Source organism: Pseudomonas sp. PVC-3-1, assembly GCF_057444315.1.
In genome coordinates this window covers 125,896-148,443 of the sequence record NZ_CM172023.1, presented here as the reverse complement: position 1 = coordinate 148,443, position 22,548 = coordinate 125,896, and the positions used below count along the sequence as shown (strand labels likewise).

Genomic DNA, 22,548 nt, shown 5'->3' with positions numbered 1-22,548 from the left:
GCCGATCCTCGGCCACTTTGCATGGCGGGTTTCGTCAGCGCTTGAAGCGCCACGGCATCAGACGCGGAAGGCCCGCACCGCGGTATGCAACGCGCCGCCCAGCTCCTGCAACTGCTCGCCCTGGCTGCGGCCCTGGCCGATCAGGCGCAGGTTCTGGCTGCCCAGTTCGTGGATGCGTTCGCTGTGCGAGCGGATCTCGCTGACCGCACCGCTCTGCTGGGCGGAGCTTTCGGCGATGCGCTCGGCCATGCTGGCGATGGTGCGGATGGCGCCGACCACCTCGTCCAGCGCGCCCTCGGCGGCGCCGGCCTGGGTGGCGGTGACTTCCGCGTGCTCGACCTGGCTGCGCATCGCTTCCACCGATTGCCGCGCGGCCTGCTGCAGGCGCGCGGTGAGCTGCTGGATTTCCTCGGTGGCGCCGGCGGTGCGCAGGGCCAGCGAGCGCACTTCTTCGGCGACGACCGCAAAACCGCGACCTTGCTCGCCGGCGCGTGCAGCCTCGATGGCGGCGTTGAGTGCCAACAGGTTGGTCTGTTCGGCGATGGAGCGGATCACTCCCAGTACATTGCCGATGGTGGCCGATTCCTCGGCAAGGTTCTCGATGGCCTGTGCGTTGCTCTGCACCTCGTCCACCAGCGCGCGCATACCGTTCAGGCTGTTGCCGATCACCTGCTGACCCTGCTCGACGGCCATGCCGGCGGCGTGGCTGGCCGAAGCAGCCTGACTGGCGTCGCCGGCCACCTGCTGGATGGCCGCTTCCATGTGGCCCAGCGCATCGCGGATTTCTCCGGTATCGCTGGCCTGGCGCTCGGCGCCGGCATGCAGGCCGCCGCTCAATTCGGCCAGCGCGCGGCTGCTGCCGGCTACTTCCTCGGCGCGCTGGTGGATGGTGCCGACCAGGGTGCCGAGGAAGTCGCGCAGTCGGTTCAGCGATTCCTGCAGTTCCACCAGGTCGCGGGTGCGGGTGTTCAGCGCGATGGGCTGGTTGAAGTCACCGCGCGCCCAGGTGGAGAGCGCCGGGACCAGTAGGCCCAGCACGCGCGCCAGGCGGCGTTGCAGGGTATCGATGAGCAGCGCGGTGGCGAGGATCAGGGCGATCAGCGCGCCCTGGATGATGCGTACTTGCGTCTGGATCTTCGAGCGCTCCTCGCGCACCTGCGGCTCCAGGGTCGCCAGGGCCTGCTGCACGGCGCCCAGGCGCTGGGCAGTGGCGTTGGCCAGTTGCTGGCGCTGCGCGATCAGTTGGCGGGTGCGGTCGAGTTCGTCCGGATAGCGGCGCAACACGCTGGCGAGGTCACGCTTGAGGGTGACGCCGCGATCCTCGCTCTGTGCCTCGGCGGCCGGCTGGGATGCCAGGCCCATCATCGCGGCGAAGTCGTCGGAGGCGGAGGCCTGTTGTTCCAGTACACCGAGCAGCGGCAGGGCGTCGATGCGCTCGGCCAACTGGCGCAGGGTTTCCAGCTCACGGTGGATATCGTCGGCCAGCGCCGGGTTGCCGCTTTCCACCAGCTTGGCGCGGGCGTGGGCCAGGCGCGTCAGGTGCAGGCCGGCCTGCAACAGCGGGGTGCGGTACTCGGCGGCGGCGGGGCTCTGGCCGGCGTCGGCGTAGGCGCCGAGCTGGTCCAGTGCCGCCAGCAGGTCACGCTCGGCCTGCAGCAGCAGGCCTTGCGGATCACCGGCCAGCTTGCCGGCGGCGAGCAGTTGGTTGCCGCTGAACTGGCGCAGTTCGTCGAGGCTCTGGCCAAGCAATTGGCTGAGGCTGTCCGGCAGGTGCGGCAGCTCTTGGGTCAGTTCATCCAGCCCCTGCTGGGCGGCCTTCTGCTTGAGCGCGTCGCCGCTGGCGAGGTACGCCTGGATGTTCTGCGCCACCTTGCGCTCGAAGCCCTGGGAGAGTTCCAGGTAGCGGTCCATCAGCGTGAAGGGGCGTTCCAGCGCGCGTTGCGACCACCACAGGGTGGTGCCCAGCGCGAGGCAGACGAGCAGGAGCAGGAAGGTATTGAGGTTGGTGAGCAGCTTGAGGCGCATGGCAGGTCTCGACCGACAGCGAAAAAACGGCGAGCCCTGAACCTATTGCAGTTTCGTTACTGGCTGATGACACGATGCCAGCATTCGGTCGGAAAATGGCGCGGCAGAGCCCGCGCCAGACCGGTGGCGGGTGTTACTTGTAGACCTCGACGCGGTTGCGGCCGCCGTGTTTGGCGGTGTAGAGCGCTTCGTCGGCCTGCTTGGCGAGGGTCTTGATGTCCATCTCTGCGCCCAGCTCGGCGATGCCGCAGCTGAAGGTGCAGGACAGGTCATGGGGCTGCGCCGGGTAGTGGATCTCGGCGAAACGCTGGCGGATTTCCTCCAGCACCTTGCGCGCGGAGTCGGCGTCGGTGTCCGGCAGCACCACGGCGAACTCCTCGCCGCCATAACGGCCGATGTGATCGGTCTTGCGCAGGCGCTGCTTGAGGAACAGCGCCAGGCTCTTGATCACCCGGTCGCCCATGGGGTGACCATAGGTGTCGTTGACCCGCTTGAAGTGGTCGATGTCGAGCATCGCGAAGGTCAGCGGGCGTTCTTCGCGGCGGGCGCGGAAGCGGGCGTCGTCGAGCAGTTGCAGGGTATGGGTGTGGTTGTACAGGCCGGTGAGGCTGTCGCGTACCATCCGCGCCTTCAGGCTGCGCGCGCGGGCGGCGCGGTTGCGTACGGTGGCGATCAGGTGGCGCGGCTTGATCGGCTTGGTGAGGAAGTCATCACCGCCTTCGCTCATGGCGTCGAGCTGTTTGTCCAGGTCGTCCTCGGCGGACAGGTAGATGATCGGCACGCTGACATAGCGCTCGTGCTGGCGGATCACCTTGGCCAGCTCGGTGCCCAGGCATTCGGGCATGTACATGTCGAGGATGATCAGATCCGGCTGGAACTCGGCCAGCTCGGCCATCACCGACAGCGGCGCGGTGAGCGCGCGGGTGACGATGCCCGCGCTGTTGAGCACCATCTCGGTGTGCGCTGCCTGGGCGCGGGAGTCGTCGACGATCAGCACGCGGAACGGCTCGTAATGGGCCACGCGGGTCAGCGTCTCGATCTTCTCCAGCAGGCCGGAGGCGTCCAGCGCGCCGCTGAAGAAGTCCTGGCCGCCGGCACGGGCAGCGGCCAGACGGGTCGGGGTGTCGGTTTCCTCGTGGCTGAAGAACAGCACCGGCAGCTTCTGCTTGAGGCCAGCCTGCACTTCATCGGCCAGCGCGAGACCCTGGCCGTTGGCAAAATCGATCTCCATCACGATCGCCGCCGGGTGGCGCTCGGCCATGGCGGCGCGGAAGGCATTGGCGTGTTCGCAGGGCTGCGCGGCCATGCCGAAGAATTCCAGCTGCTGAGCCAGTCGCTCGGCGCGTTCCAGGTCCTGCAGGGCCAGGTACACCGGCTTGCGCAGCGGCGGCAGGTGGGTGTGCTCGAACTGGTCGCCATGGCGCAGGCCGGTTCGCGACAGGCGCTGCATCAGGCGGTTGAGTTCGGTGATCAGCTCGCTGGAGAGGCGTCCGCGGTTGCCCTGTACGGCGCGCAGGCACTGGTCGATGGCCTTGGCGAGATCGGCGTGCTCGGCCTGTTCGAAGCGTTCGGCGTAGCGCTGCAGGCGCAGGCAGGCTTCGGCCAGTTCGGCCATTCCCGCGCTGTTCCATTCCGAGCGCGACAGGCGCTGCCAGACTTCCAGCAGGTGACGGGCCTGGTGGATCACCCGCTGGGCGAAGTGATGCTTGAGGCGGTCGAGGGATGGATCGTCGAGCTCGGTCATCGCGCGCTTCTTTATAGAGCCGTACCGGCGGCCTGCGGGGCGAATATGTTTCCGCCGTGATACACAGTGATGGCCCTATGCTACCAATCCTTGGTGGCAATAACAGTGCCTTCGGTCAAACATCCGAGGCTTTGTAATTCGCACCATTACCTAGCACCATGCGCAGGGTAGGCTGCGCTGATCCGCCTGCATGCGGCATGCTTGCGCAGTGGGGCCTAAAATCCCGGCACCCTGGGGCCGGTTGTGGGTCCAAGCTATCTTCGAATTCGGGACATCAAGGAACTTGCCATGTGGAACTGGAAGAAACGCGGCTCCGTGCGTGATCGCGTGGATGACACGGTAGACAATGCACGCGCCTACTTCGGCGGCCCCTGGCTGGGCCGCGTACTGGGCGGCCTGCTGGGTGCCTACCTGGTGGTCTGCGGGGTGATCGGCTGGTACTGGAGCCAGGAGCCGGACCTCTTCCCCGTGCAGCAGAACGCCCAGGCCGCCGCCGAGCGCGCCGGCCGCCAGATGGTCGTGGGCTACACCACCGTGGAAACCCTCAAGGAAGTGGTCGCCACTATCCTCAACAAGCCGGGCGGCTACCTGTCCAACGACATCTTCCCGCCGGGCGTCTGGCTGGACAACATGCCCAGCTGGGAATACGGCGCCCTGGTCCAGGTGCGCGACCTGTCGCGCGCGCTGCGCAAGGACTTCGCCCGCTCCCAGTCGCAGTCCACCGAGGACGCCGACCTGGCGCGCGCCGAGCCGCGTTTCAACTTCGACAACAAGAGTTGGGCCCTGCCGTCCTCCGAGTCGGAATACGCCGAAGGGATCAAGTCCCTGGACCGCTACCTCGCCCGTCTCTCCGCCGATCCGGCCGGCGCGCAGTTCTATGCCCGCGCCGACAGCCTGAACAACTGGCTGGGTGACGTTTCCACCCGCCTGGGCTCGCTGTCCCAGCGTCTCTCGGCCAGCGTCGGCCGGGTCAAGCTGAACACCAACATCACGCCGATGCAGCCGGTCGCGCCGGGCCAGGCGCCGGAAGTCGAGGAAGTGGTCCAGGAAACCCCCTGGATGCAGATCGACAACGTGTTCTATGAAGCCCGTGGCCAGGCCTGGGCGCTGTCGCACATCCTGCGCGCCATCGAGGTGGACTTCGCCGACGTGCTGGCGAAGAAGAACGCCACCGTCAGCGTGCGCCAGATCATCCGCGAGCTGGAGGCCGCCGAGGCGCCGCTGTGGAGCCCGATGGTCCTCAACGGCAGCGGTTTCGGCGTGCTGGCCAACCACTCGCTGGTGATGGCCAACTACATCTCCCGCGCCAACGCCGCGATCATCGACTTGCGTCAGTTGCTGGCCCAGGGCTGATCCATGGAAGGCATCAGCCGCAAGGAAGCCGCCCACCGGGCGGCTTCGGACGCCGAGAAGATTGCCTGGGTCGACGACGACGACCAACTGCTGGGCAGCCTGCCGCGCGCCGAGTTGCGCGCGCGCGGGCTGATTGGCCGGGGCACCTTCATCCTGCTGTTCAACTCCGCCGGTGAGCTGTGCGTGCACCGGCGCACGCTGAGCAAGGCGGTCTACCCCGGCTACTGGGACCCGGCAGCCGGCGGCATGGTGCAGGCCGATGAAAGCTATGCCGAGTCCGCCGCCCGCGAGCTGGAAGAAGAGTTGGGCATCGCCGGGGTGGAACTGCGCGCCCATGGCACCTTCTTCTTCGACCAGCCGGACAACCGCTTGTGGTGCGCGGTGTTCTCCGCGGTTTCCGATGCGCCGCTGATTTTGCAGCCCGAAGAGGTGCTGGAAGCGAAGTTCATCGACCCGCACCAGGCGCTGGCCGAGGCCAAGTCGGGCACGCCCTACTGCCCGGATTCGCTGGCGGCGTTGCGCAAGTACCTGGTGAGTTTCTGACGTCGGGTTGCTTTTTGTAGGAGCGAGCTTGCTCGCGAACTGGGCCCCGCTGCGGGGTTTGTTCGCGAGCAAGCTCGCTCCTACAGGCACCCCAGGACTCCGGCTGGATTGGCCATGTCGCCAAACCGCCGATCAATGACGCATTTTCGGTCTTAGCATTTGCCTCCAATGCTGCTAAATTGCGCGACCTTTCCGGCAGGGTCCTCCGCCGGGAATTGCGCAGCCCCTGCCTGAGTGGGGCGTCGCGGTCGGCGCCAGCCGGCCATTCGTTGACCTGGCCCGAAGAGGCCAATCCTGGGGATAAGCCCGGTGGTCAAGAAAGCATCCTCCCTGTCCGCCCTCGGCGGGCTCGTCTATTCCACTGATTCCGGCCGGCACTGCCCGGACTGCAATCAGCCCATTGGCGCGTGCATCTGCAAGCAGGCCGAGATTCCGGCCGGCGATGGCATCGCTCGCGTGCGTCGGGAAACCAAGGGCCGCGGCGGCAAGACCGTGACCACGGTGACCGGCGTGCCGTTGGCGGCCGATGCGCTCAAGGACCTGGCCACCGCGCTGAAGAAGCGTTGCGGTACGGGTGGCGCGTTGAAGGACGGCGTCATCGAGATCCAGGGCGACCACGTCGACCTGCTGCTCGAAGAGCTGACCAAGCGCGGCCTCAAGGCGAAGAAATCCGGCGGCTGAGCCGTCTCTCCCGAACGATTCTCCTCTGCAGAGAAGGGGTTCCAGGCGATGCGCACCGAGCGCTTCGCCGGCAAGCCCTTTCCCTAGATGGGAGATTTATCGGCGCGCCCTGGGCGTGTCGTCGGATTTTCCTAAACTTACCGCCAATACCGGCGGTCAACACGGCAACGTCACGAGGCCCGGCTAGGTTTACACCACCAGGCCATGACGACTCACCCGCACGCCGGGTGGCGCCTGCACACATTCGCGCAAATTGAGGAGACCACCACGCATGGCCGCTAGACGGACCCGCAAAGACGACGGCAGCAACTGGACCGTGGCAGACAGCCGCAGCATCTACGGAATTCGCCACTGGGGCGCGGGCTATTACGCCATCAACGACGCCGGTAACGTGGAAGTTCGCCCGCAGGGCGCGGATGCCCAGCCGATCGATCTGAACGGGCTGGTCGAACAGCTGCGCGAGGCCGGCCTGTCGCTGCCGCTGCTGGTGCGTTTCCCGGACATCCTGCAGGACCGCGTGCGCAAGCTTACCGGCGCCTTCGACGCCAACATTGCACGTCTGGAGTACACCAGCCGCTACACCGCGCTGTACCCGATCAAGGTGAACCAGCAGGAAGCGGTGGTGGAAAGCATCATCGCCACGCAGAACGTTTCCATCGGCCTGGAAGCCGGTTCCAAGCCTGAGCTGATGGCTGTGCTGGCGCTGGCGCCCAAGGGCGGCACCATTGTCTGCAATGGCTACAAGGACCGCGAGTTCATCAAGCTGGCGCTGATGGGGCAGAAGCTCGGCCACAACGTGTTCATCGTGATCGAGAAGGAATCCGAGGTGCAGCTGGTGATCGAGGAGGCCGCCGTGATCGGTGTGCTGCCCCAGGTCGGCCTGCGCGTGCGCCTGTCCTCGCTGGCGTCCTCCAAGTGGGCCGACACCGGTGGCGAGAAGGCCAAGTTCGGCCTGTCCGCCGCGCAGCTGCTCTCGGTGGTCGAGCGCTTCCGCGCCGCCGGCCTGGACCAGGGCGTGCGCCTGCTGCACTTCCACATGGGTTCGCAGATCGCCAACCTGGCCGACTACCAGCACGGTTTCAAGGAAGCCATCCGCTACTACGGCGAACTGCGCGCCCTCGGCCTGCCGGTGGACCACGTGGACGTCGGCGGCGGCCTGGGCGTGGACTACGACGGTACCCACTCGCGCAACGCCAGCTCGATCAACTACGACATCGACGACTACGCCGGTGTGGTGGTGGGCATGCTCAAGGAGTTCTGCGATGCGCAGGGCCTGCCGCACCCGCATATCTTCTCCGAGAGCGGCCGCGCACTGACCGCGCACCACGCGGTGCTGATCACCCAGGTCACCGACGTCGAGCGGCACAACGACGAAGTGCCGAAGATCACCGACCTCGCCGAACAGCCGGAGATCGTCCAGTGGCTGGCCGACCTGCTCGGCCCGACCGATGCCGAGATGGTCACCGAGACTTACTGGCGCGCCACCCACTATATGAGCGACGCCGCCGCGCAGTATGCCGAGGGCAAGATCAGCCTGGCGCAGAAGGCCCTGGCCGAGCAGTGCTACTTCGCCATCTGCCGTCGCCTGCACAACCAGCTCAAGGCGCACCAGCGCTCGCACCGCCAGGTGCTCGACGAGCTGAACGACAAGCTGGCGGACAAGTACATCTGCAACTTCTCGGTATTCCAGAGCCTGCCCGACACCTGGGCCATCGGCCAGGTGCTGCCGATCCTGCCGATCCACCGCCTGGGCGAGGAACCGACCCGCCGCGCGGTGCTGCAGGACCTGACCTGCGACTCCGACGGCAAGATCACCCAGTACGTCGACGAGCAGAGCATCGAGACCAGCATGCCGGTGCACGACGTGAAGGAAGGCGAGGACTACCTGATCGGCACCTTCCTGGTCGGCGCCTACCAGGAAATCCTCGGCGACATGCACAACCTGTTCGGCGACACCGATTCGGTGAACGTCTACCAGAACGCCGACGGCAGCTACTACCACGCCGGCATCGAGACCCACGACACTATCGAGGACATGCTGCGCTATGTGCACCTGTCGCCCGAGGAGCTGATGACCCACTACCGCGACAAGGTCGCCGGGGCCAAGCTCACCGTGCGCGAGCGCACCCAGTATCTCGACGCGCTGCGTCTGGGGCTGACCCGTTCGGCCTATCTGTCGTCCTGATGGGCTGGCAGTTCGGGTAAATGAAAAGCCCCGCTTCGGCGGGGCTTTTCTTTGCCTGCGAATCACCAACGCGACAGGCCGGCAGGTCCGTTGTAGGAGCGAGCTTGCTCGCGAACGAACCCCACTGTGGACGTCGGTTCGCGAGCGAGCTCGCTCCTACAGAAAACTGATTGGCGTTCGTGGTTGCCCTCGCCCAGCCCTCTCTCTGAGGGAGAGGGCTGGGCGAGGGGGAGGCCCGGAACTCCCGAATGATGACTGTGGTTCCTAGCTGTCCTGGCGTAATTCGAAGTGGGGGAAAAGCGCTTCCAATTCTTGCCAGAAATCCTCAGCGCCGTGGGGCGCCGGCGTGGCGATCAAATCAGGATCGAGCTGCCGCCCGCTGCGGGCCAACTGAACCACGAACTTTTCGACGCCCTGCTCGCGCAAGTACAACGCGAGGCGACGCAAGCGGTCCAGGTCGAACAACTGCCAGTGCACCGTTGTCCGGCACTCGTGCTCCACGCCGCTCTCCAGCAACAGTTCCAGGCTGCGCCAATTGGCCAGTCCGCTGCGTTTCACGCCGGTGATCGCGTCCATGTCCTCGGCCAGTCCCTTTACATCGAAGCCGACCCAATCGGCATGCGGCAGCGCACGGGCGAAGGCCGCCGGGCGGAGGCCCGTGCTATGCAGGCCAATGCGGAAACCCATTTCGCGGACTTCGGCCATGGCGTCGGGCAGCGCGCTCTGCAGCGTCACTTCGCCCCCGCTGAAGACCACGCCTTGCAGCAGTCCCTGGCGACGACGGAGGAAGGCGAGGACGTCGTCCCAGCGGATTTCCCCCTCGCCGCGTGGCGGAATCAGCTCCGGGTTGTGGCAGTAGCGGCAGCGCCAGGCACAGCCCTGGCAGAACAGCACGCAGGCGAGCAGGCCGGGGTAGTCGAGGGTGGTCAGGGGCACCAGGCCCCCGACCCTGAGCGTGGCACTCATCGCGTCTCGCGGAAGTGACGGCGCTCGCGGTGCTCGGATTGCTTGCCGGCGTTGAAGGCCGACACCGGGCGGTGATAGCCCATTACCCGGGTCCACACCTCGCAGCGCTGGCGCTGGTTCTCGGGAAGTTGGTTGGCGGTCATCGGTGGTGCTCCTTTTTGCGTGGATGAAGGGATGGGAAATCAGCCGCCGCAGCAGCGTTGGGAAGCGGCCTTCTGCAGGGCGGCTTCGTCGCACCTGGGGCAGAACTCGTGTTCGCCGGCGAGGTAGCCGTGGATGGGGCAGATGGAGAAGGTCGGCGTCACCGTCAGGTAGGGCAGACGGAAGCGCCCGAGGGCGGTGCGCACCAGGGTCTTGCAGGCCTCGGCGCTGGAGATGCGCTCGGCCATGTACAGGTGCAGCACGGTGCCGCCGGTGTATTTGCACTGCAGGGCGTCCTGCAGCTCCAGCGCCTCGAACGGATCGTCGGTGAGTCCCACCGGCAATTGCGAGGAGTTGGTGTAGTAGGGCGCGTCCGGGGTGCCAGCCTGGAGGATGTCTGGGTGGCGCTTCCGGTCCTCGCGGGCGAAGCGGTAGGTGGTGCCTTCGGCCGGCGTGGCTTCCAGGTTGTAGAGGTGGCCGCTGTCTTCCTGGAAGCGCACCAGCCGCGCACGCACATGGTCCAGCAGATCCACCGCCAACTGCCGGCCGACCTCGGTGTGCAGGCCTTCGCGGTCCCCCGTGAAGTTGCGCACCATCTCGTGCAGGCCGTTCACGCCGATGGTGGAGAAGTGATTGCGCAGGGTGCCCAGGTAACGCTTGATATAGGGATAGAGCCCCGCGTCCATGTGCTGCTGGATGACCTTGCGCTTGACCTCGAGGCTGTCGAAGGCCAGTTCCAGCAGGTAGTCGAGCTGGCGCTGGAGGCCGGCGAGGTCGCCGCGATGGCGGTAGCCCAGGCGCGCGCAGTTGAGGGTCACCACGCCCAGCGAACCGGTCTGCTCCGCCGAGCCGAACAGACCGTTGCCGCGCTTGAGCAGCTCGCGCACGTCCAGCTGCAGGCGGCAGCACATGGAGCGTACCTGGTTGGGTTGCATGTCCGAATTGAGGAAGTTCTGGAAGTACGGCAGGCCGTAGCGCGCGGTCATCTCGAAGAGGCGCGTGGCGTTATCGCTGTCCCAGGGAAAATCATGGGTGATGTTGTAGGTCGGGATCGGGAAGGTGAACACTCGGCCATGGGCATCGCCGGCCTGCATCACCTCGATGTAGGCGCGGTTGATCAGGTCCATCTCGGCCTGCAGCTCGCCGTAGGCAAAGGGCATTTCCACGCCGCCGATATAGGGGATCTGTTCGCGCAGGTCTTCCGGGCAGACCCAGTCGAAGGTCAGGTTGGTGAAGGGTGTCTGGGTGCCCCAGCGCGACGGCACGTTGAGGTTGTAGATGAACTCCTGCAGTGCCTGGCGTACCTGTTGATAACTCAGCCCGTCCTGGCGCACGTAGGGCGCGAGATAGGTGTCGAAGGAGCTGAAGGCCTGGGCGCCGGCCCACTCGTTCTGCAGGGTGCCGAGGAAATTGACCATCTGCCCCAGCGCGCTGGACAGGTGCTTCGGCGGCCCGGCCTCGACCCGGCCCGGCACGCCGTTCAGGCCCTCGCTGAGCAGCGTGCGCAGCGACCAGCCGGCGCAATAGCCGGCGAGCATGTCCAGATCGTGGATGTGCAGATCGGCCTCGCGGTGGGCGACGGCGATACCCTCGCTGTACACCTCGTCCAGCCAGTAGTTGGCAGTGACCTTGCCGGACACGTTGAGGATCAGGCCGCCGAGGGAATAGCCCTGGTTGGCGTTGGCGCGCACCCGCCAGTCTTCCCGCGAGAGGTATTCGTTCATCGAGGCGGCGACGTCCACCAGCGTCTTGCGTTCGCGGCGCAGGCGGCCGTGGCGTTCGCGGTAGACGATGTAGGCGCGCGCGGTGGGGTAGTGGCCGGCTTCCATCAGGGCGCGCTCGACCACGTCCTGCACCTGTTCCACATCCAGATCGTTCTGCGCCGGCAGGCTGGCCAGCACGCGGCGGGTCAGCTCCTGCGCATGCGGCGCGGCGAACTCACCGCTGGCCTCGCCGGCGGCGGCGATGGCGCGTTCGATCTTGCTCGCGTCGAAGGACACCGAGCTGCCGTTACGCTTGCGCAGGCTGGCGGGAAGGGGGGCGGTCCGTGTCAGGGGCATTGGCTTTATTCCACAACATGCTGTGTCTCGAGTTATTCAAGACAACAAGATGTTGTGGGAATCTAACGGCTTCGCCTGAAGGAAAATTGACCTCCGTCAACGTCGCCTGTCAGTCAATTTTTGCCATCGGAGGTATTGACCGCTGCACGCCACGGCATCGGCTGATCCTGGGGGCGAGCCGCGTCGGACACGGCCCTTGGTTCGCGAGCAAGCTCGCTCCTACCGGGAGCATGTCGGCCCGGGCTGTAGGAGCGAGCTTGCTCGCGAACGGGACTGCGCGGCGAACGTGCGGAGACTTCAGCCCAGCAGCGGCGCCAGCCGTTCTGCCAGGCGCCCGGCGAGCTGCTCGTCGCTGACATTGGTGAAACTCATGATCAGCGCCGGCTCGCGTCGGGCCTCCACGCACCAGGCGTTGAGCGCCTGCAGGCCGAGGCCCTCGGCGTGGGCGCGGCGGGCGACGGCGAGATCGTCCTGGTCCAGCGTGCCGATCAGGTGCAGGCCACCAGGCGTGTCGGCAAAGCGCAGACGTTCGCCGAGGCGCTCCTCCAATGCGCTGCGCAGCCACTGGCGGCGCTGGGCGTAGAGCGTGCGGGTGCGCTTGAGGTGGCGGGCGAAATGGCCTTCCTGCATGAAGTCGCAGAGAGTCGCCTGGAGCAATTCGGCGCAGCCCGAGGTGAATACTTGTTGGGCGCGCACGAAGTCTTCGACCAACTCCGCCGGCACGACGAGGTAGCCCAGGCGTAGCGCCGGATAGAGCACCTTGCTGAAGGTGCCGGTGTAGAGAACGCGGCCGGCGCGGTCGAGGCTTTTCAATGCGGGCAGCGGAAAGCCGGCATAGCGGTATTCGCTGTCGTAATCGTCCTCGACGATCCAGGCGCCGCTGCTTGCCGCCCAATCCAGCAGTGCCAGGCGGCGCGGCAGGCTGAGGGCGACGCCGGTGGGGCTCTGCTGCGACGGGGTGACCAGCGCAAAGCGGGCATCCGACGCACGGGCGATGCCGTCATCCACGCGCAGGCCATCGGCGTCCACCGCGACCGGCACCGGCACGCCGCCGGCCCGGCGCAGCAGTTCGCGGCCGCGCGGGTAGCCGGGGTCTTCGTGCCAGAAGCGCTGGCCGGGTTCGAGCAGGGTGCGGCTGATCAAGTCCAGCGCGCCCTGATATCCCGCGCAGATGAACACCTGCGCGGGGTCGCAGACGATGCCGCGGGATATTCCCAGGTAACCGGCGACGGCCTCGCGCAACGGCCCGTAACCGCAAGGCTCCGGGTAGGCCAGCATGGACGCGCTCTGTTGGCGCAGGCGCCGCGCGCACAGGCGCGCCCAAAGTGCGCGGGGGAAAGCATCCAGCGCCGGTACGCCGAGCTGGAACGGCCGCAGGCTCGGGCCGTGGGCGATCAGGCCGGGCAGCGCGCGCTCGACGGTATCCGGCGCAACTGCCACGGGCGGTGCAGCGGCGGTTCGCCCCGCCAGCTGCGGTGAAACCACGGTGCCCGCCGGGCCGCGCGCCAGCAGGTAGCCCTCGCTGGTCAGCAGTTGATAGGCCAGTTCCACGGTGCCGCGCGCCACACCCAGTTCGCCGGCCAGCCCACGCACCGGCGGCACCCGTTCGCCCGGCCGCAGCGCACCACGGGTGATGGCGTCACGGATGCGCTCATAGAGCTGGCGATAGATCGGCAGTTCATGGCTCGGGTCCAGCGGCTGGCGGAACGAATCGAAGGGCGCGGTCATGGCCTGTCCAGGGCGGGGATAAATCCGGTAGACGACTATGCCATGACCGGTATCAAGTCGTCCCGGCGGCCGCGATGCAGGATCAGCGTCTAGGCTTGCAGGCAGTGTTGAAAAGCAGGTGCCGCGACTCCATCTCATGTCGCAGAACCCGCTTTTTCCACCTGTTCGCCTCGCAGTGCGCGCAGCGGCTCCGGCTGCCCGCGCGAATTCCCCGTGTCCCAGGCGCCGACAGGTCCAACGCATGTGAGGAGTGACCGTTACCGATGGAATTCAAGGACTATTACGCCGCGCTCGGGGTCGACCCCGGCGCCGACGAGAAGGCGATCAAGACCGCCTACCGCAAGCTCGCGCGCAAGTATCACCCGGATGTCAGCAAGGAGCCGGACGCCGAGGCGAAGTTCAAGGACGTCTCCGAAGCCTATGAGGTGCTGAAGAGCCCGGAGAAGCGCGCCGAGTACGACGAACTGCGCCAGTATGGCGCGCAAGGGCCGCAGTTCGAGGCGCCGCCCGGTTGGCAGCCGCGCGGTGGTTTCGACGGCCCGCCGCCGGGGCACGAGCAGGACTTCAGCGACTTCTTCGAGCAGATATTCGGCGGCCGTGCGGGTGGCGCTCACGGTGGTTTTGGTGGCGCGCGCCAGCCGCAGGCCCACCGTGGTCAGGACGTGGAGATGGAAGTCCCGCTGTTCCTCGAGGAATCCCTCTCCGGCGACAGCCGGCCGATCAGCTTCAGCCTGCCCAGTTACGACGAGTACGGCCGCAAGCTGCCGCCGCAGAACAAGACGCTGAACGTGAAGATCCCCGTGGGCACCGCCGACGGTGAACGCATTCGCCTCAAGGGCCAGGGCGCGCCGGGTATCAACGGCGGGCCGGCGGGCGACCTGTACCTGGCGATCCGCCTGGTGCCGCACCCGGTCTTCGATGTCGATGGCCGCGACCTGATCGTCACCGTGCCGGTGGCGCCCTGGGAAGCCGCGCTCGGCGCCAAGGTGGAAGTACCCACGCTGAGCGGGCGGATCAACCTCGGCATCCCGGCCAACAGCCAGGCCGGCCAGCGCCTGCGTATCAAGGGCAAGGGCCTGCCGAACAAGGGCGATGCCGCCGCCGGCGATCTGTATGCCGTGCTCAAGGTGGTGATGCCGAAGACGGCGGACGATGCGACTCGAAAACTCTGGGAAGAACTGGCTGCCAAGGCGGCCTTCGACCCCCGTGCCGATTGGGGTAAACGCGCATGACGACGACAGTGATGGTGGTGGACCTCGACGAGCTCTGCCAGTCGGTGAACCTCCCCCGCGACGTGCTCGTCGAGATCGTCGAGGTGGGTATCGTGGAGCCCCGCGAGCAACGTGCCGGGCATTGGCTCTTCGATTACCAGGCCGTCAGCGTGGTACGCCGTGCGGTGCGCCTGCGCCGCGAGTTCGAGCTGGACTGGCCGGGCATCGCCCTGGCGTTGCGCCTGCTGGACGAGGTGGACGAGCTGCGCGCGGAGAATCGCTACCTGCGCCAGCGGCTGGCGCGCCTGCTGGAGGATTGACGGTTTACTGGGCGCTGGTCGCTGCGCTGGCTGCATCGAGCGGGATGAACTGCATCAGGCCCAGCAGCGGCGCGGCGAGAAGTCCCTGTACGTAGTTGATCCCGCTGCGCCGCAGGCTTTCATGGGTCATCTGCGCCAGCAGTTCCAGGCGGCCGAGCATGCGGCCGAACTCGCGTTCGAAGGACAGGTTGCGCCCACTGGCGCCGATCTCGTTGGACAGCAGCAGCGGCCGGCCGTGCTGGTCGGTGCGGCTGGCCAGCAACCAGGCCGCCACCTCGATATTCCAGGCCGCGTTGGCGGTCATCTGCGCGTTCAGCCCGCTGAGCAGGTGCTGGGTATCGGTGCCGCCGTAGAGTTCGTAGAGCATGCTGCCGAGCCCGTAGATCAGCGTGCCGGCGCGGTCGCCCTGGAACTCTGCATCGAACGCCAGGGGCAGGGCGGCTACCGATGTCCTGCCGCCCAGGCCGGGCAGTGGCTGCTGGTTGCGGATGGCGTTCATCACCAGTTGATTAGCCGCCACGCGTGAAGCGGCGCCGGTTTTCTTCCATTCCCGAGGATTGCGCTTGTAGAGCTTGTCGAGCAGCAGCGACAGGCTGTCGAGGTTGTCCCGCATCGCCAGGTTGGCGGCGCGGTTGGCGTCGTTCTGCAGCATCTGTCCGGAGCTGAAGTCCTCGCCGCCGACCTGCTTTTTCACCGGCGGCGACGTGCAGCCGGTGAGCAGCGCGGTGGCAAGGATGCAATACAGAAGGTGGCGCAGCATTGACGGTCCGGGCGCGGGAAACGGGCCTGAACCTTGGCGTGTGGGGAGTCGTGGGGCCAGCCGGAATGATCGCGAATACCGGGTGCCGCAGCAGCCTGCGACCGGTTACTCAGAATGATGGGAAGGGAAAGCGCCGGCGGATGCCGGCGCTTGCGGCGATCAACGCGGCTGGTTCTGCACGACCCAGGCGGAGAAGGCATCGATGATGCTCTTCAGGAAGGGCTCGGTCTTCTCCGACAGCTTGCCGGACTCGTCGAAGAAGCTGCCGGCTCCACCCAGGTAGGCTTCGGGCTGCTGCAGCACCGGCATGTTGAGGAACACCAGCGACTGGCGCAGGTGGTGGTTGGCGCCGAAGCCGCCAATGGCGCCCGGAGAGGCACTCACCACGGCGCAGGGCTTGGCGTTCCAGGCGCTCTTGCCGTAGGGGCGCGAGCCGACGTCGATGGCGTTCTTCAGCACGCCGGGCACCGAGCGGTTGTACTCGGGGGTGACGAAGAGCACCGCGTCAGCGCGGGCGATGCGCTCGCGGAAGGCGCTGTAGCTGGCGGGCGGGGTGCCCACGTCGAGCTCTTCGTTGTACAGCGGCAGGTCGCCGATCTCCACGATTTCCAGCTTCAGGTTGGCCGGCGCCAATGCGGCGAATGCCTTGGCGATCTTGCGGTTCAGGGATTCCTTGCGCAGGCTGCCGACGACAACGGCAACATCGAAGACTTGGCTCATGGCGACTCCTCAGGATCGGGGTATTGAGCCGTTTGTTATAGACGATGAGCGTGACATTGCGTGGACATGGATCAAGGTTCGGCAATCATGTCCCAGTCGTTTCGTTCGATCTTGGCTCTATGGGGTAGGGCATGGTCTCACTAGAGTGGCACCTGTCCCCACACCTGAGTCGAGGTCCCCATGTGCATGAAAGTCTTCTTCGCCGGCGCCAGCGGCGCCATCGGTCGCCGCCTGCTGCCGATGCTGCTGGAGCGCGATTACCAGGTGCTGGCGGTCAGCCGTTCCACGCAGCGTGCGGCCGCGCTGGAGGCTGCCGGGGCACGGGCCATGGTGCTCGACGTCTATGACGCCGCTGCGCTGCATGCCGCCCTGCTGGAGTTTCAGCCGCGCTGGGTGATCCACCAGCTCACCGACCTGCCGGCTGGCCTCGCCCCCGCCTTGATGCCCGCCGCCCAGCCGCGTAATGCGCGCCTGCGCCGCGAAGGCACGGCCAACCTGGTGGCGGCGGCCCGTGCCGCCGGTGTCGAGCGCCTGGTGGCACAGAGCATTGCCTGGGCCTATGCGCCCGGCGAACTGCCCCTGCATGAGGAGCAGCCACTGGACCTGGGGGCCGAAGGCCCGCGCGCCGTCAGCGTGGGTGGCGTGGCGGCGCTGGAAGACGCCGTGCTCGGCGCCCGGCCGATGGAGGGCATCGTGCTGCGCTACGGGCGGCTCTATGGTCCGGGAACAGGCGCCGAGAGTGCCGACCCGCGCTTGGCCGTGCATGTCGATGATGCCGCCCGTGCCGCGCTGCTGGCGCTGGAGTGGGGCGCACATGGGGTCTACAACGTGGCGGAGCAGGACATCGAAGTCAGCTCGGCGAAGGCGCGTCATCGTCTGGGCTGGCAGCCGGGATTTCGCCTGGCAGGGGTACCGGCATGAACCTCGCCCTGCGGCGCCAGGCGCACACCGGGTTAGCGTTGGCCGCCTCTGTTGCCGCCGCTGTCGCGGTCGCCGCGCAGTTCTGGCAGCCCTGGTCGCGGCCGCTGGCGAGCCTTGCACAAAGCCTTTCCGGGCACGCAACCGAAGCGCGGCCGACTACCCAGGTGACGCGCCTGTCCTGCGAGCCGCTGGCCGACATGCCCGGCAAGGTCGTGACCACACTGCAGGTGGACTTCCCGCCCAATGCGCATACTCCGGCGCATCACCATCCTGGTGCGGTCACTGCCATCGTGCTCAGCGGTCAGGTTCGCTCGCAGATGCAGGGCCTGCCGGCGCAGACTTACGGACCGGGTGAAACCTGGTTCGAGCCCAGCCGCGAGCTGCACCTGTTCGCCGAGAATCCCAGCGTCAGCGAGCCCGCGCGCCTGCTGGCGGTGATCGTCAGCGACGAGCATTGCGGCCCGCTGGTGATCCCCGAGCCATCCGCCGACTTCAGCCATTGATGCTTCGCGAAAGGAGATTCGCATGACCCCGCTCACCCCCTTCAGCGCTGCCCAACTCGACGCCGTCCTGGCGCGCCTCGGCCTGCCGTCGCAGCGCCTCGCGCCAACGCTGGAGAACCTCGACCGGCTGATTGTCGCGGCGTTGCACCACCTGCCCTTCGAGAACCTCGACGTGCTGCTCGACCAGCCCATCCAGATCGAGCCGGAGGCGGTGTTCGCCAAGGTTGTCGAGCATCGTCGCGGCGGCTATTGCTTCGAGCTCAACAGCCTGTTCGCGCGGCTGCTGAGCAGCCTGGATTACCCGGTGACGCTGCTGGTGGCGCGGGTGCGCTGGGGCCTGCCGGCAGATGCGCCGCTGACCCCGCAGACGCACCTGCTATTGCGCATCGACCTGGCCGAGGGGCCGCACCTGGTGGACATTGGCTTCGGCGGCCCGGCGTCGCCCCGGGCCCTGCCGCTGCGGACCAACGAAGAGTTGCCCGGCGGCTGGCGCATCACCGGCTCGCTCGACGGGGAACTGGAGATGGCCGCACGTTCGGCGTCCGGCTGGCAGACGCTGTACCGCTTCACCCTGGAGGCGCAGCACTGGGTCGACTACGGCATGCGCAACTGGTACACCTCGACCTTCCCGCAGAGCGTGTTCCGCAACTCCCTGCGGGCGGCGCTCAGCGAAGGCGGCGCGCGGCTGTCGCTGTTCAATGGGCAGTTCACCTGCCGCAGCGCCGATGGGGACGTCGAGCAGCGCAGCATCGATAACGCCGACGAACTGCTGAGCGTGTTGCGCGCGCGCTTCCGCCTGCAACCTGCCGAGCGCGACTTGCCGGCTCTGCGCCGCCGCCTGGCTCAGTTGCTCGAGTCGACCGCCGTCAGGGTCTGAGCGTCGTGCTGTTCGGCGGCGGGGATATCCGGCGCCAGGCCGATGGCGAGGCGCACGGTGCGGCCGGCAAGCTGGTCGCGCTGCAGTTCGCCGCCGGGCCTGCCGGCGAGCCAGTGGCCGTCGATGTCCGAGGCGTGGCACTCCAGCTGCCGCTCCGCTGCGGGCGAATTCGGCAGCAGCCAGCGGCAGCGGCCATCGAAGATGCGCGCGCCCCTCGCTGGCATCCCCGTGCTGCCGCGGGCCAGTTGGGTGCGGATGGCGATGTTGGCAAAGCTGATATCGGGGGCAATGACATCCTGGGGATGGGTCGCCGATTCACCGTCCATTTCGATGCGGACATGGCTGAGCACGCGATTGCAGCCGCCGCTGCGCACGCTCAGGGGAACCTGGTAGCTCACACGGTGCGGGCGATCGTTGTACCCCGGAGTGGTGAATAGGCGCCGCGTGATGGTGCTTTCCGTCGCTGGGCCGCAGTGGCTGCCCTCCGGCACGGAGTAGTGCGCGTCGCCGGCCAGGGCGAAATCCCCCGGCAGGTCGGCTTCCAGGGTGAACTCATCGCTGGCGCAGCCGCCCAGGGCGAGTGCGGCGAGCAAGGGGAAAATCCTCCAGGGGTTACGGCGAGAGGGGCTGGAAGGCATGCGGGCGTCCTGCGGAAGTAGAAGCTGCGCAGGAGCATCCGCCGTTCAGGTGATCGCCTGAATCGGATTGCTCTGCTCGATCTGTAGGAAAGCGGCTGGGCGGATGAGACCTCAGCCGATCATCCCGAAACCGCGTGCCATCAGCGTCGCCAGCAGCGGCAGGATCATCAGCGCCAGCAGTTCCACGCGGATGGTCATGATCACCAGTTTCGCCCGGCGCTCGCTGGGCACTGGCACACGCCCGGCCTTGAGCTCGTTGCGCCAGTTGAGGAAGGTCATGGTTGGCAGGATCGACAGCAGCGCCACCAGCACGAACAGGCCGATCTTGGCGTGGAACAGGCTGTTGTGCAGGTAGTAGTTGGCCCCCTTGGCAAACCAGACGACGCGTGCAGCGCCAGTCAGCAGCACCACGCTGGCGCAGACTCCGTAAGCAAGGTCGACGATCACCAGGCTGCGCGCCCGCGACAGGTCCAGTGGCAGGCGGAACAGTTGGTGCTCGAGCACCAGCAGGGCGAACAGGATGAAGATGGAGAGGTAGTGCAGGTACGCGGCAATGGCTTGGGCCATGAGTGGGGTCCTCTGCTGGGGCCTTTTTCGGTCAGATTCAGGTCGGCGGCGCGCTGAAGCTCACCCGGTTGCGCCCGGCCTGCTTGGCACTGTAGAGCGCAAGGTCTGCGCGTTCCAGCGCCTGGTCGACATGTTCCGCATTGCCCAGCAGGGTGCAGCCGATACTCAGGCTGACCGGCAGCGGCCCGCACGCAAGCTGTACGGGCTCATGACTGATCAGTTCGCGCACGCGCTCGGCGACGCGCTGCAGCTCGTCGCCGTCCTTCACCCTGAGAAGGGCGACGAACTCCTCGCCGCCCTGGCGCACCAGCAGGTCGTCCGGTCGCAGCGCAGCACGCAGACGCCGGGCGCACTCACAGAGCACCTGGTCGCCGGCGGCGTGGCCGTGCTGGTCGTTGATCGCCTTGAAATGGTCGAGGTCGGCGTAGAGCACGCCCAATTGCACGTGGCTCTCCCGCGCCAGGCGGCACTCGCGGTCCTGGAAGGTGAGCAGGCCGCCGCGGTTCCACAGCTGGGTCAGCGGGTCGAGCAGAGCCTTGCGCTGTTCTCGGTCCATCTCCACGCGCAGGTCGCGGTTGCTCTGAATCAGGCTGCGCAACTGCAGGTAGCCCTCGGCGAGGGTGGCGAGGTCACGGAAGTTGGCCTGCTGCGCCGCGGTCATGCTGCGCGGCCGCGGGTCGACCATGCACAGCGTGCCGATGGCCTGGCCATTGCCGGCGCGCAGCGGGCGCCCGGCGTAGAAGCGGATATAGGGTGGGCCGAGCACCAGCGGATTGTCGGCGAAGCGCTCGTCGAGCGTGGCGTCGGGCACCAGCAGGGTGTCCTCGCCGAGGATCGCGTAGCCACAGAAGGAGACGTCGCGATGGGTCTCGTTGGCGTCCAGGCCAACGCGGGCCTTGAACCACTGGCGGTCCTGGTCGATCAGGCTGATCAGCACGGTATCGACCTTGACCAGGTCCTGGGTCAGCTGGACCAGCGTATCCAGATAGTGCTCGGCCGGGGTGTCGAGCAGGTTCATCTCATCCAGGGTCTGCTGACGCCGGGATTCGTCAACGGGAATGGGACAAGCCGGCATGGCATCTCCTCAACAGGTCAGGGGCTGGCAGGCGCCTGCCAGGCGTCTTGGCGCGTCAGTTTCCACGCGTAGCCGGCGAGGACCAGCGCGCGCAGCAACATGAAACATAGGAAGGTTAGCCACAATCCGTGATTTCCCCAGCCCTGCAGCGCGAGCCCCAGTGGCAGGCTGGCGGCGCAGGCCAGCAGCATGGCGTTGCGCATCTCGCGGGCGCGGGTGGCGCCGATGAACAGGCCGTCGAGCAGGTAGCTCCACATACCGATCAGCGGCAGGCAGGCGAGGTAGGGCAGGTACTGGTCGGCGGTGGTGCGCACTTCCGGGATATCGCTCTGTAGCGCGATGAACAGATGCCCGAAGAACGTGAAGAAGGCGACGAACAACAGGCTGGCAATCAGCGACCAGCCGCAGGCGACCACCAGGGATCGGCGCAGCGCAGTGCGGTCGCGGCCGCCGATGGCGTGGCCGCACAGCGCCTCGACGGCATGGGCGAGGCCGTCGAGGGCATAGGCGGTGACCATCAGGCCGTTGAGCAGCAGCGCGTTGGCTGCCACCGTGGCGTCGCCCAGGCGCGTGCCCTGCACCGTGAGCAGGAAGAACACGCCTTGCAGCGCCAGGCTGCGGATGAAGATGTCGCGGTTGACCATCAGCAGCGGCCGCCAGCTGGCCCAGGCACGCAGGCGCGACCAGTCCGGCTGGCCGGGGAAACGCCTGAGCGCGACCCGGGTCAGCGCCAGGCCCAACAGCGCGCCGCCCCATTCGGCAGTCACCGCGGCCTTCGCCGCGCCGCCTACGCCCCAGCCCAGGCCCAGCACGAACCACAGGCTGAGCACGATGTTGATGAGGTTGGTGGTCAGCAGGATCGCCAGCGGCGCGCGGGCGTTCTGCGTGCCGAGGAACCAGCCGACCAGCGCATAGGTGGCCAGTGCTGCCGGCAGGCCGAACAGGCGGATATGGAAGAACTCGCGGGCCAGCGCATCCAGCTCCGCGGACGGTCGCATCAGCTCCAGCGCCGGGCCGGTCAATGGCACCGCCAGCAGGCTGAGCAACAGCGCCAGTCCCAGCGCCAGCAGCAGGCTCTGGCCGAGAATTCGCCGCAGCGCTCCGCCATCTTCCCGGCCAGCCGCCTGGGCGGCGAAGCCGGTTGTGCCCATCCGCAGGAAGCCCAGCACACCCACCAGCAACGTATAGAGCCCGCCACCGACCGCCACTGCGCCCAGTTGGTGGGCATGCGGCAGATGGCCGATCACCGCGCTGTCCACCAGGGTGACCAGCGGCACGGAAACGTTGGAGAGGATCATCGGCGCGGCAAGCGCCCAGACACGGCGGTGGGTCGGCGAATGCCGCCAGGCTTCGAGCAGGGAATTCATTCGGGACTCCTGAGCAGGCCCGCAGTATAGCGAGCCATTCCACTGTGACGCCGTGCCGCAGATTGTTTGACGTCGTTCCATTGACGCCTTGTTGCGTGGTGGCGTTTGGCTACTGTAAGGTCGTCGCCGGCTTCCAGGCAGCTCGCCGGAAGATGTCGATCAA

At 67.0% G+C, this 22,548-nt stretch carries 18 protein-coding genes and 2 pseudogenes; 9 read left to right on the top strand and 11 right to left on the bottom strand.

From position 1 onward, the window contains the following. Window positions 1-57: 57 nt before the first annotated feature. Both AC2T4A_RS00725 and AC2T4A_RS00720 read right to left on the bottom strand, forming a co-directional pair. A pseudogene (locus AC2T4A_RS00725) lies at window positions 58-573 on the bottom strand (methyl-accepting chemotaxis protein); the annotation flags it as partial. Window positions 574-2,158: 1,585 nt separating this feature from the next. Continuing rightward, a complete protein-coding gene (locus tag AC2T4A_RS00720; protein ID WP_416746075.1) occupies window positions 2,159-3,769 on the bottom strand; it encodes a GGDEF domain-containing response regulator in 1,611 nt (536 codons plus the stop codon). A 288-nt stretch (window positions 3,770-4,057) separates the two neighbouring features. Between AC2T4A_RS00720 and AC2T4A_RS00715 the strand changes: the two genes are divergently transcribed. The 4 genes from AC2T4A_RS00715 to speA all read left to right on the top strand — a co-directional run bounded on the left by AC2T4A_RS00715 (window position 4,058) and on the right by speA (window position 8,531). After that, window positions 4,058-5,122, top strand: a complete 1,065-nt coding sequence (locus AC2T4A_RS00715; protein WP_416746073.1) for a DUF2333 family protein — start codon at window positions 4,058-4,060, stop codon at window positions 5,120-5,122. Window positions 5,123-5,125: 3 nt separating this feature from the next. Further along, on the top strand, window positions 5,126-5,665 hold the full coding sequence (locus AC2T4A_RS00710; RefSeq protein WP_478378523.1) for an NUDIX hydrolase: 540 nt from the start codon (window positions 5,126-5,128) through the stop codon (window positions 5,663-5,665). A 309-nt stretch (window positions 5,666-5,974) separates the two neighbouring features. Beyond that, entirely contained in the window at window positions 5,975-6,346 is a 372-nt protein-coding gene (locus AC2T4A_RS00705; protein WP_416746069.1) for a translation initiation factor Sui1, read from the top strand. 271 nt (window positions 6,347-6,617) lie between these two features. Further along, window positions 6,618-8,531 carry an arginine decarboxylase gene (gene speA / locus AC2T4A_RS00700; protein WP_416746067.1) on the top strand — a complete coding sequence of 638 codons (1,914 nt, stop codon included), beginning with the start codon at window positions 6,618-6,620 and terminating at the stop codon, window positions 8,529-8,531. 264 nt (window positions 8,532-8,795) lie between these two features. Here the strand turns inward: speA and AC2T4A_RS00695 are convergent, their stop codons facing one another. The 3 genes and pseudogenes from AC2T4A_RS00695 to pdxR all read right to left on the bottom strand — a co-directional run bounded on the left by AC2T4A_RS00695 (window position 8,796) and on the right by pdxR (window position 13,426). Continuing rightward, complete coding sequence (locus tag AC2T4A_RS00695) at window positions 8,796-9,497, bottom strand: anaerobic ribonucleoside-triphosphate reductase activating protein (RefSeq protein WP_478378524.1); 702 nt, start codon at window positions 9,495-9,497, stop codon at window positions 8,796-8,798. A gap of 5 nt (window positions 9,498-9,502) precedes the next feature. Further along, window positions 9,503-11,698, bottom strand: a pseudogene (locus AC2T4A_RS00690) (ribonucleoside triphosphate reductase); the annotation flags it as partial. A 297-nt stretch (window positions 11,699-11,995) separates the two neighbouring features. Then, window positions 11,996-13,426 (bottom strand): MocR-like pyridoxine biosynthesis transcription factor PdxR, encoded by a 1,431-nt coding sequence (gene pdxR, locus AC2T4A_RS00685; protein WP_486742540.1) that lies wholly within the window; start codon window positions 13,424-13,426, stop codon window positions 11,996-11,998. A gap of 263 nt (window positions 13,427-13,689) precedes the next feature. Here pdxR and cbpA point away from each other — a divergent pair, with 263 nt between their 5' ends. After that, window positions 13,690-14,658, top strand: coding sequence for a curved DNA-binding protein (gene cbpA, locus AC2T4A_RS00680; protein WP_416746057.1), 969 nt, complete (start codon window positions 13,690-13,692; stop codon window positions 14,656-14,658). Next, window positions 14,655-14,957 (top strand): chaperone modulator CbpM, encoded by a 303-nt coding sequence (locus AC2T4A_RS00675; RefSeq protein ID WP_045216441.1) that lies wholly within the window; start codon window positions 14,655-14,657, stop codon window positions 14,955-14,957. The genes cbpA and AC2T4A_RS00675 overlap by 4 nt, the downstream gene beginning before the upstream one ends. A gap of 4 nt (window positions 14,958-14,961) precedes the next feature. On the opposite strand, the gene AC2T4A_RS00670 is transcribed toward AC2T4A_RS00675, so the two are convergent. Both AC2T4A_RS00670 and AC2T4A_RS00665 read right to left on the bottom strand, forming a co-directional pair. After that, window positions 14,962-15,717, bottom strand: a complete 756-nt coding sequence (locus AC2T4A_RS00670; RefSeq protein ID WP_486742539.1) for a hypothetical protein — start codon at window positions 15,715-15,717, stop codon at window positions 14,962-14,964. A gap of 159 nt (window positions 15,718-15,876) precedes the next feature. Beyond that, on the bottom strand, window positions 15,877-16,437 hold the full coding sequence (locus AC2T4A_RS00665) for an NADPH-dependent FMN reductase (RefSeq protein ID WP_416746053.1): 561 nt from the start codon (window positions 16,435-16,437) through the stop codon (window positions 15,877-15,879). Between the two features lie 180 nt (window positions 16,438-16,617). Between AC2T4A_RS00665 and AC2T4A_RS00660 the strand changes: the two genes are divergently transcribed. Genes AC2T4A_RS00660 through AC2T4A_RS00650 form a run of 3 tightly spaced genes read left to right on the top strand, consistent with a single transcriptional unit; the run spans window position 16,618 to window position 18,738 of the window. Further along, on the top strand, window positions 16,618-17,358 hold the full coding sequence (locus AC2T4A_RS00660) for an NAD-dependent epimerase/dehydratase family protein (RefSeq protein ID WP_486742538.1): 741 nt from the start codon (window positions 16,618-16,620) through the stop codon (window positions 17,356-17,358). Then, window positions 17,355-17,861 carry a cupin domain-containing protein gene (locus AC2T4A_RS00655; RefSeq protein WP_486742537.1) on the top strand — a complete coding sequence of 169 codons (507 nt, stop codon included), beginning with the start codon at window positions 17,355-17,357 and terminating at the stop codon, window positions 17,859-17,861. The genes AC2T4A_RS00660 and AC2T4A_RS00655 overlap by 4 nt, the downstream gene beginning before the upstream one ends. A 22-nt stretch (window positions 17,862-17,883) precedes the next feature. Then, the gene (locus AC2T4A_RS00650) at window positions 17,884-18,738 is read left to right on the top strand and encodes an arylamine N-acetyltransferase family protein (protein ID WP_486742536.1); all 855 of its coding nucleotides are present in this window, start codon (window positions 17,884-17,886) and stop codon (window positions 18,736-18,738) included. Here the strand turns inward: AC2T4A_RS00650 and AC2T4A_RS00645 are convergent. The 4 genes from AC2T4A_RS00645 to AC2T4A_RS00630 form a co-directional block, all read right to left on the bottom strand. Next, entirely contained in the window at window positions 18,705-19,331 is a 627-nt protein-coding gene (locus AC2T4A_RS00645; protein WP_478378531.1) for a hypothetical protein, read from the bottom strand. The two genes, AC2T4A_RS00650 and AC2T4A_RS00645, sit on opposite strands and share 34 nt — an antisense overlap. A gap of 156 nt (window positions 19,332-19,487) precedes the next feature. Beyond that, window positions 19,488-19,943: a DUF2214 family protein gene (locus tag AC2T4A_RS00640; RefSeq protein WP_478378532.1), complete on the bottom strand. Its 456-nt coding sequence runs from the start codon at window positions 19,941-19,943 to the stop codon at window positions 19,488-19,490. 37 nt (window positions 19,944-19,980) lie between these two features. Next, window positions 19,981-21,018, bottom strand: coding sequence for a sensor domain-containing diguanylate cyclase (locus AC2T4A_RS00635; protein WP_486742535.1), 1,038 nt, complete (start codon window positions 21,016-21,018; stop codon window positions 19,981-19,983). Between the two features lie 17 nt (window positions 21,019-21,035). Then, on the bottom strand, window positions 21,036-22,385 hold the full coding sequence (locus tag AC2T4A_RS00630; protein WP_486742534.1) for an MATE family efflux transporter: 1,350 nt from the start codon (window positions 22,383-22,385) through the stop codon (window positions 21,036-21,038). Window positions 22,386-22,548: the final 163 nt, after the last annotated feature.

Bases quoted from the DNA above. Each gene is read 5' to 3' on its own strand.
- AC2T4A_RS00720 (WP_416746075.1), bottom strand. From the start codon at position 3,769: ATGACCGAGCTCGACGATCCATCCCTCGACCGCCTCAAGCATCACTTC.
- AC2T4A_RS00715 (WP_416746073.1), top strand. From the start codon at position 4,058: ATGTGGAACTGGAAGAAACGCGGCTCCGTGCGTGATCGCGTGGATGAC.
- AC2T4A_RS00710 (WP_478378523.1), top strand. From the start codon at position 5,126: ATGGAAGGCATCAGCCGCAAGGAAGCCGCCCACCGGGCGGCTTCGGAC.
- speA (WP_416746067.1), top strand. From the start codon at position 6,618: ATGGCCGCTAGACGGACCCGCAAAGACGACGGCAGCAACTGGACCGTG.
- AC2T4A_RS00695 (WP_478378524.1), bottom strand. From the start codon at position 9,497: ATGAGTGCCACGCTCAGGGTCGGGGGCCTGGTGCCCCTGACCACCCTC.
- pdxR (WP_486742540.1), bottom strand. From the start codon at position 13,426: ATGACCGCGCCCTTCGATTCGTTCCGCCAGCCGCTGGACCCGAGCCAT.
- cbpA (WP_416746057.1), top strand. From the start codon at position 13,690: ATGGAATTCAAGGACTATTACGCCGCGCTCGGGGTCGACCCCGGCGCC.
- AC2T4A_RS00675 (WP_045216441.1), top strand. From the start codon at position 14,655: ATGACGACGACAGTGATGGTGGTGGACCTCGACGAGCTCTGCCAGTCG.
- AC2T4A_RS00670 (WP_486742539.1), bottom strand. From the start codon at position 15,717: ATGCTGCGCCACCTTCTGTATTGCATCCTTGCCACCGCGCTGCTCACC.
- AC2T4A_RS00665 (WP_416746053.1), bottom strand. From the start codon at position 16,437: ATGAGCCAAGTCTTCGATGTTGCCGTTGTCGTCGGCAGCCTGCGCAAG.
- AC2T4A_RS00660 (WP_486742538.1), top strand. From the start codon at position 16,618: ATGTGCATGAAAGTCTTCTTCGCCGGCGCCAGCGGCGCCATCGGTCGC.
- AC2T4A_RS00655 (WP_486742537.1), top strand. From the start codon at position 17,355: ATGAACCTCGCCCTGCGGCGCCAGGCGCACACCGGGTTAGCGTTGGCC.
- AC2T4A_RS00650 (WP_486742536.1), top strand. From the start codon at position 17,884: ATGACCCCGCTCACCCCCTTCAGCGCTGCCCAACTCGACGCCGTCCTG.
- AC2T4A_RS00640 (WP_478378532.1), bottom strand. From the start codon at position 19,943: ATGGCCCAAGCCATTGCCGCGTACCTGCACTACCTCTCCATCTTCATC.
- AC2T4A_RS00635 (WP_486742535.1), bottom strand. From the start codon at position 21,018: ATGCCGGCTTGTCCCATTCCCGTTGACGAATCCCGGCGTCAGCAGACC.
- AC2T4A_RS00630 (WP_486742534.1), bottom strand. From the start codon at position 22,385: ATGAATTCCCTGCTCGAAGCCTGGCGGCATTCGCCGACCCACCGCCGT.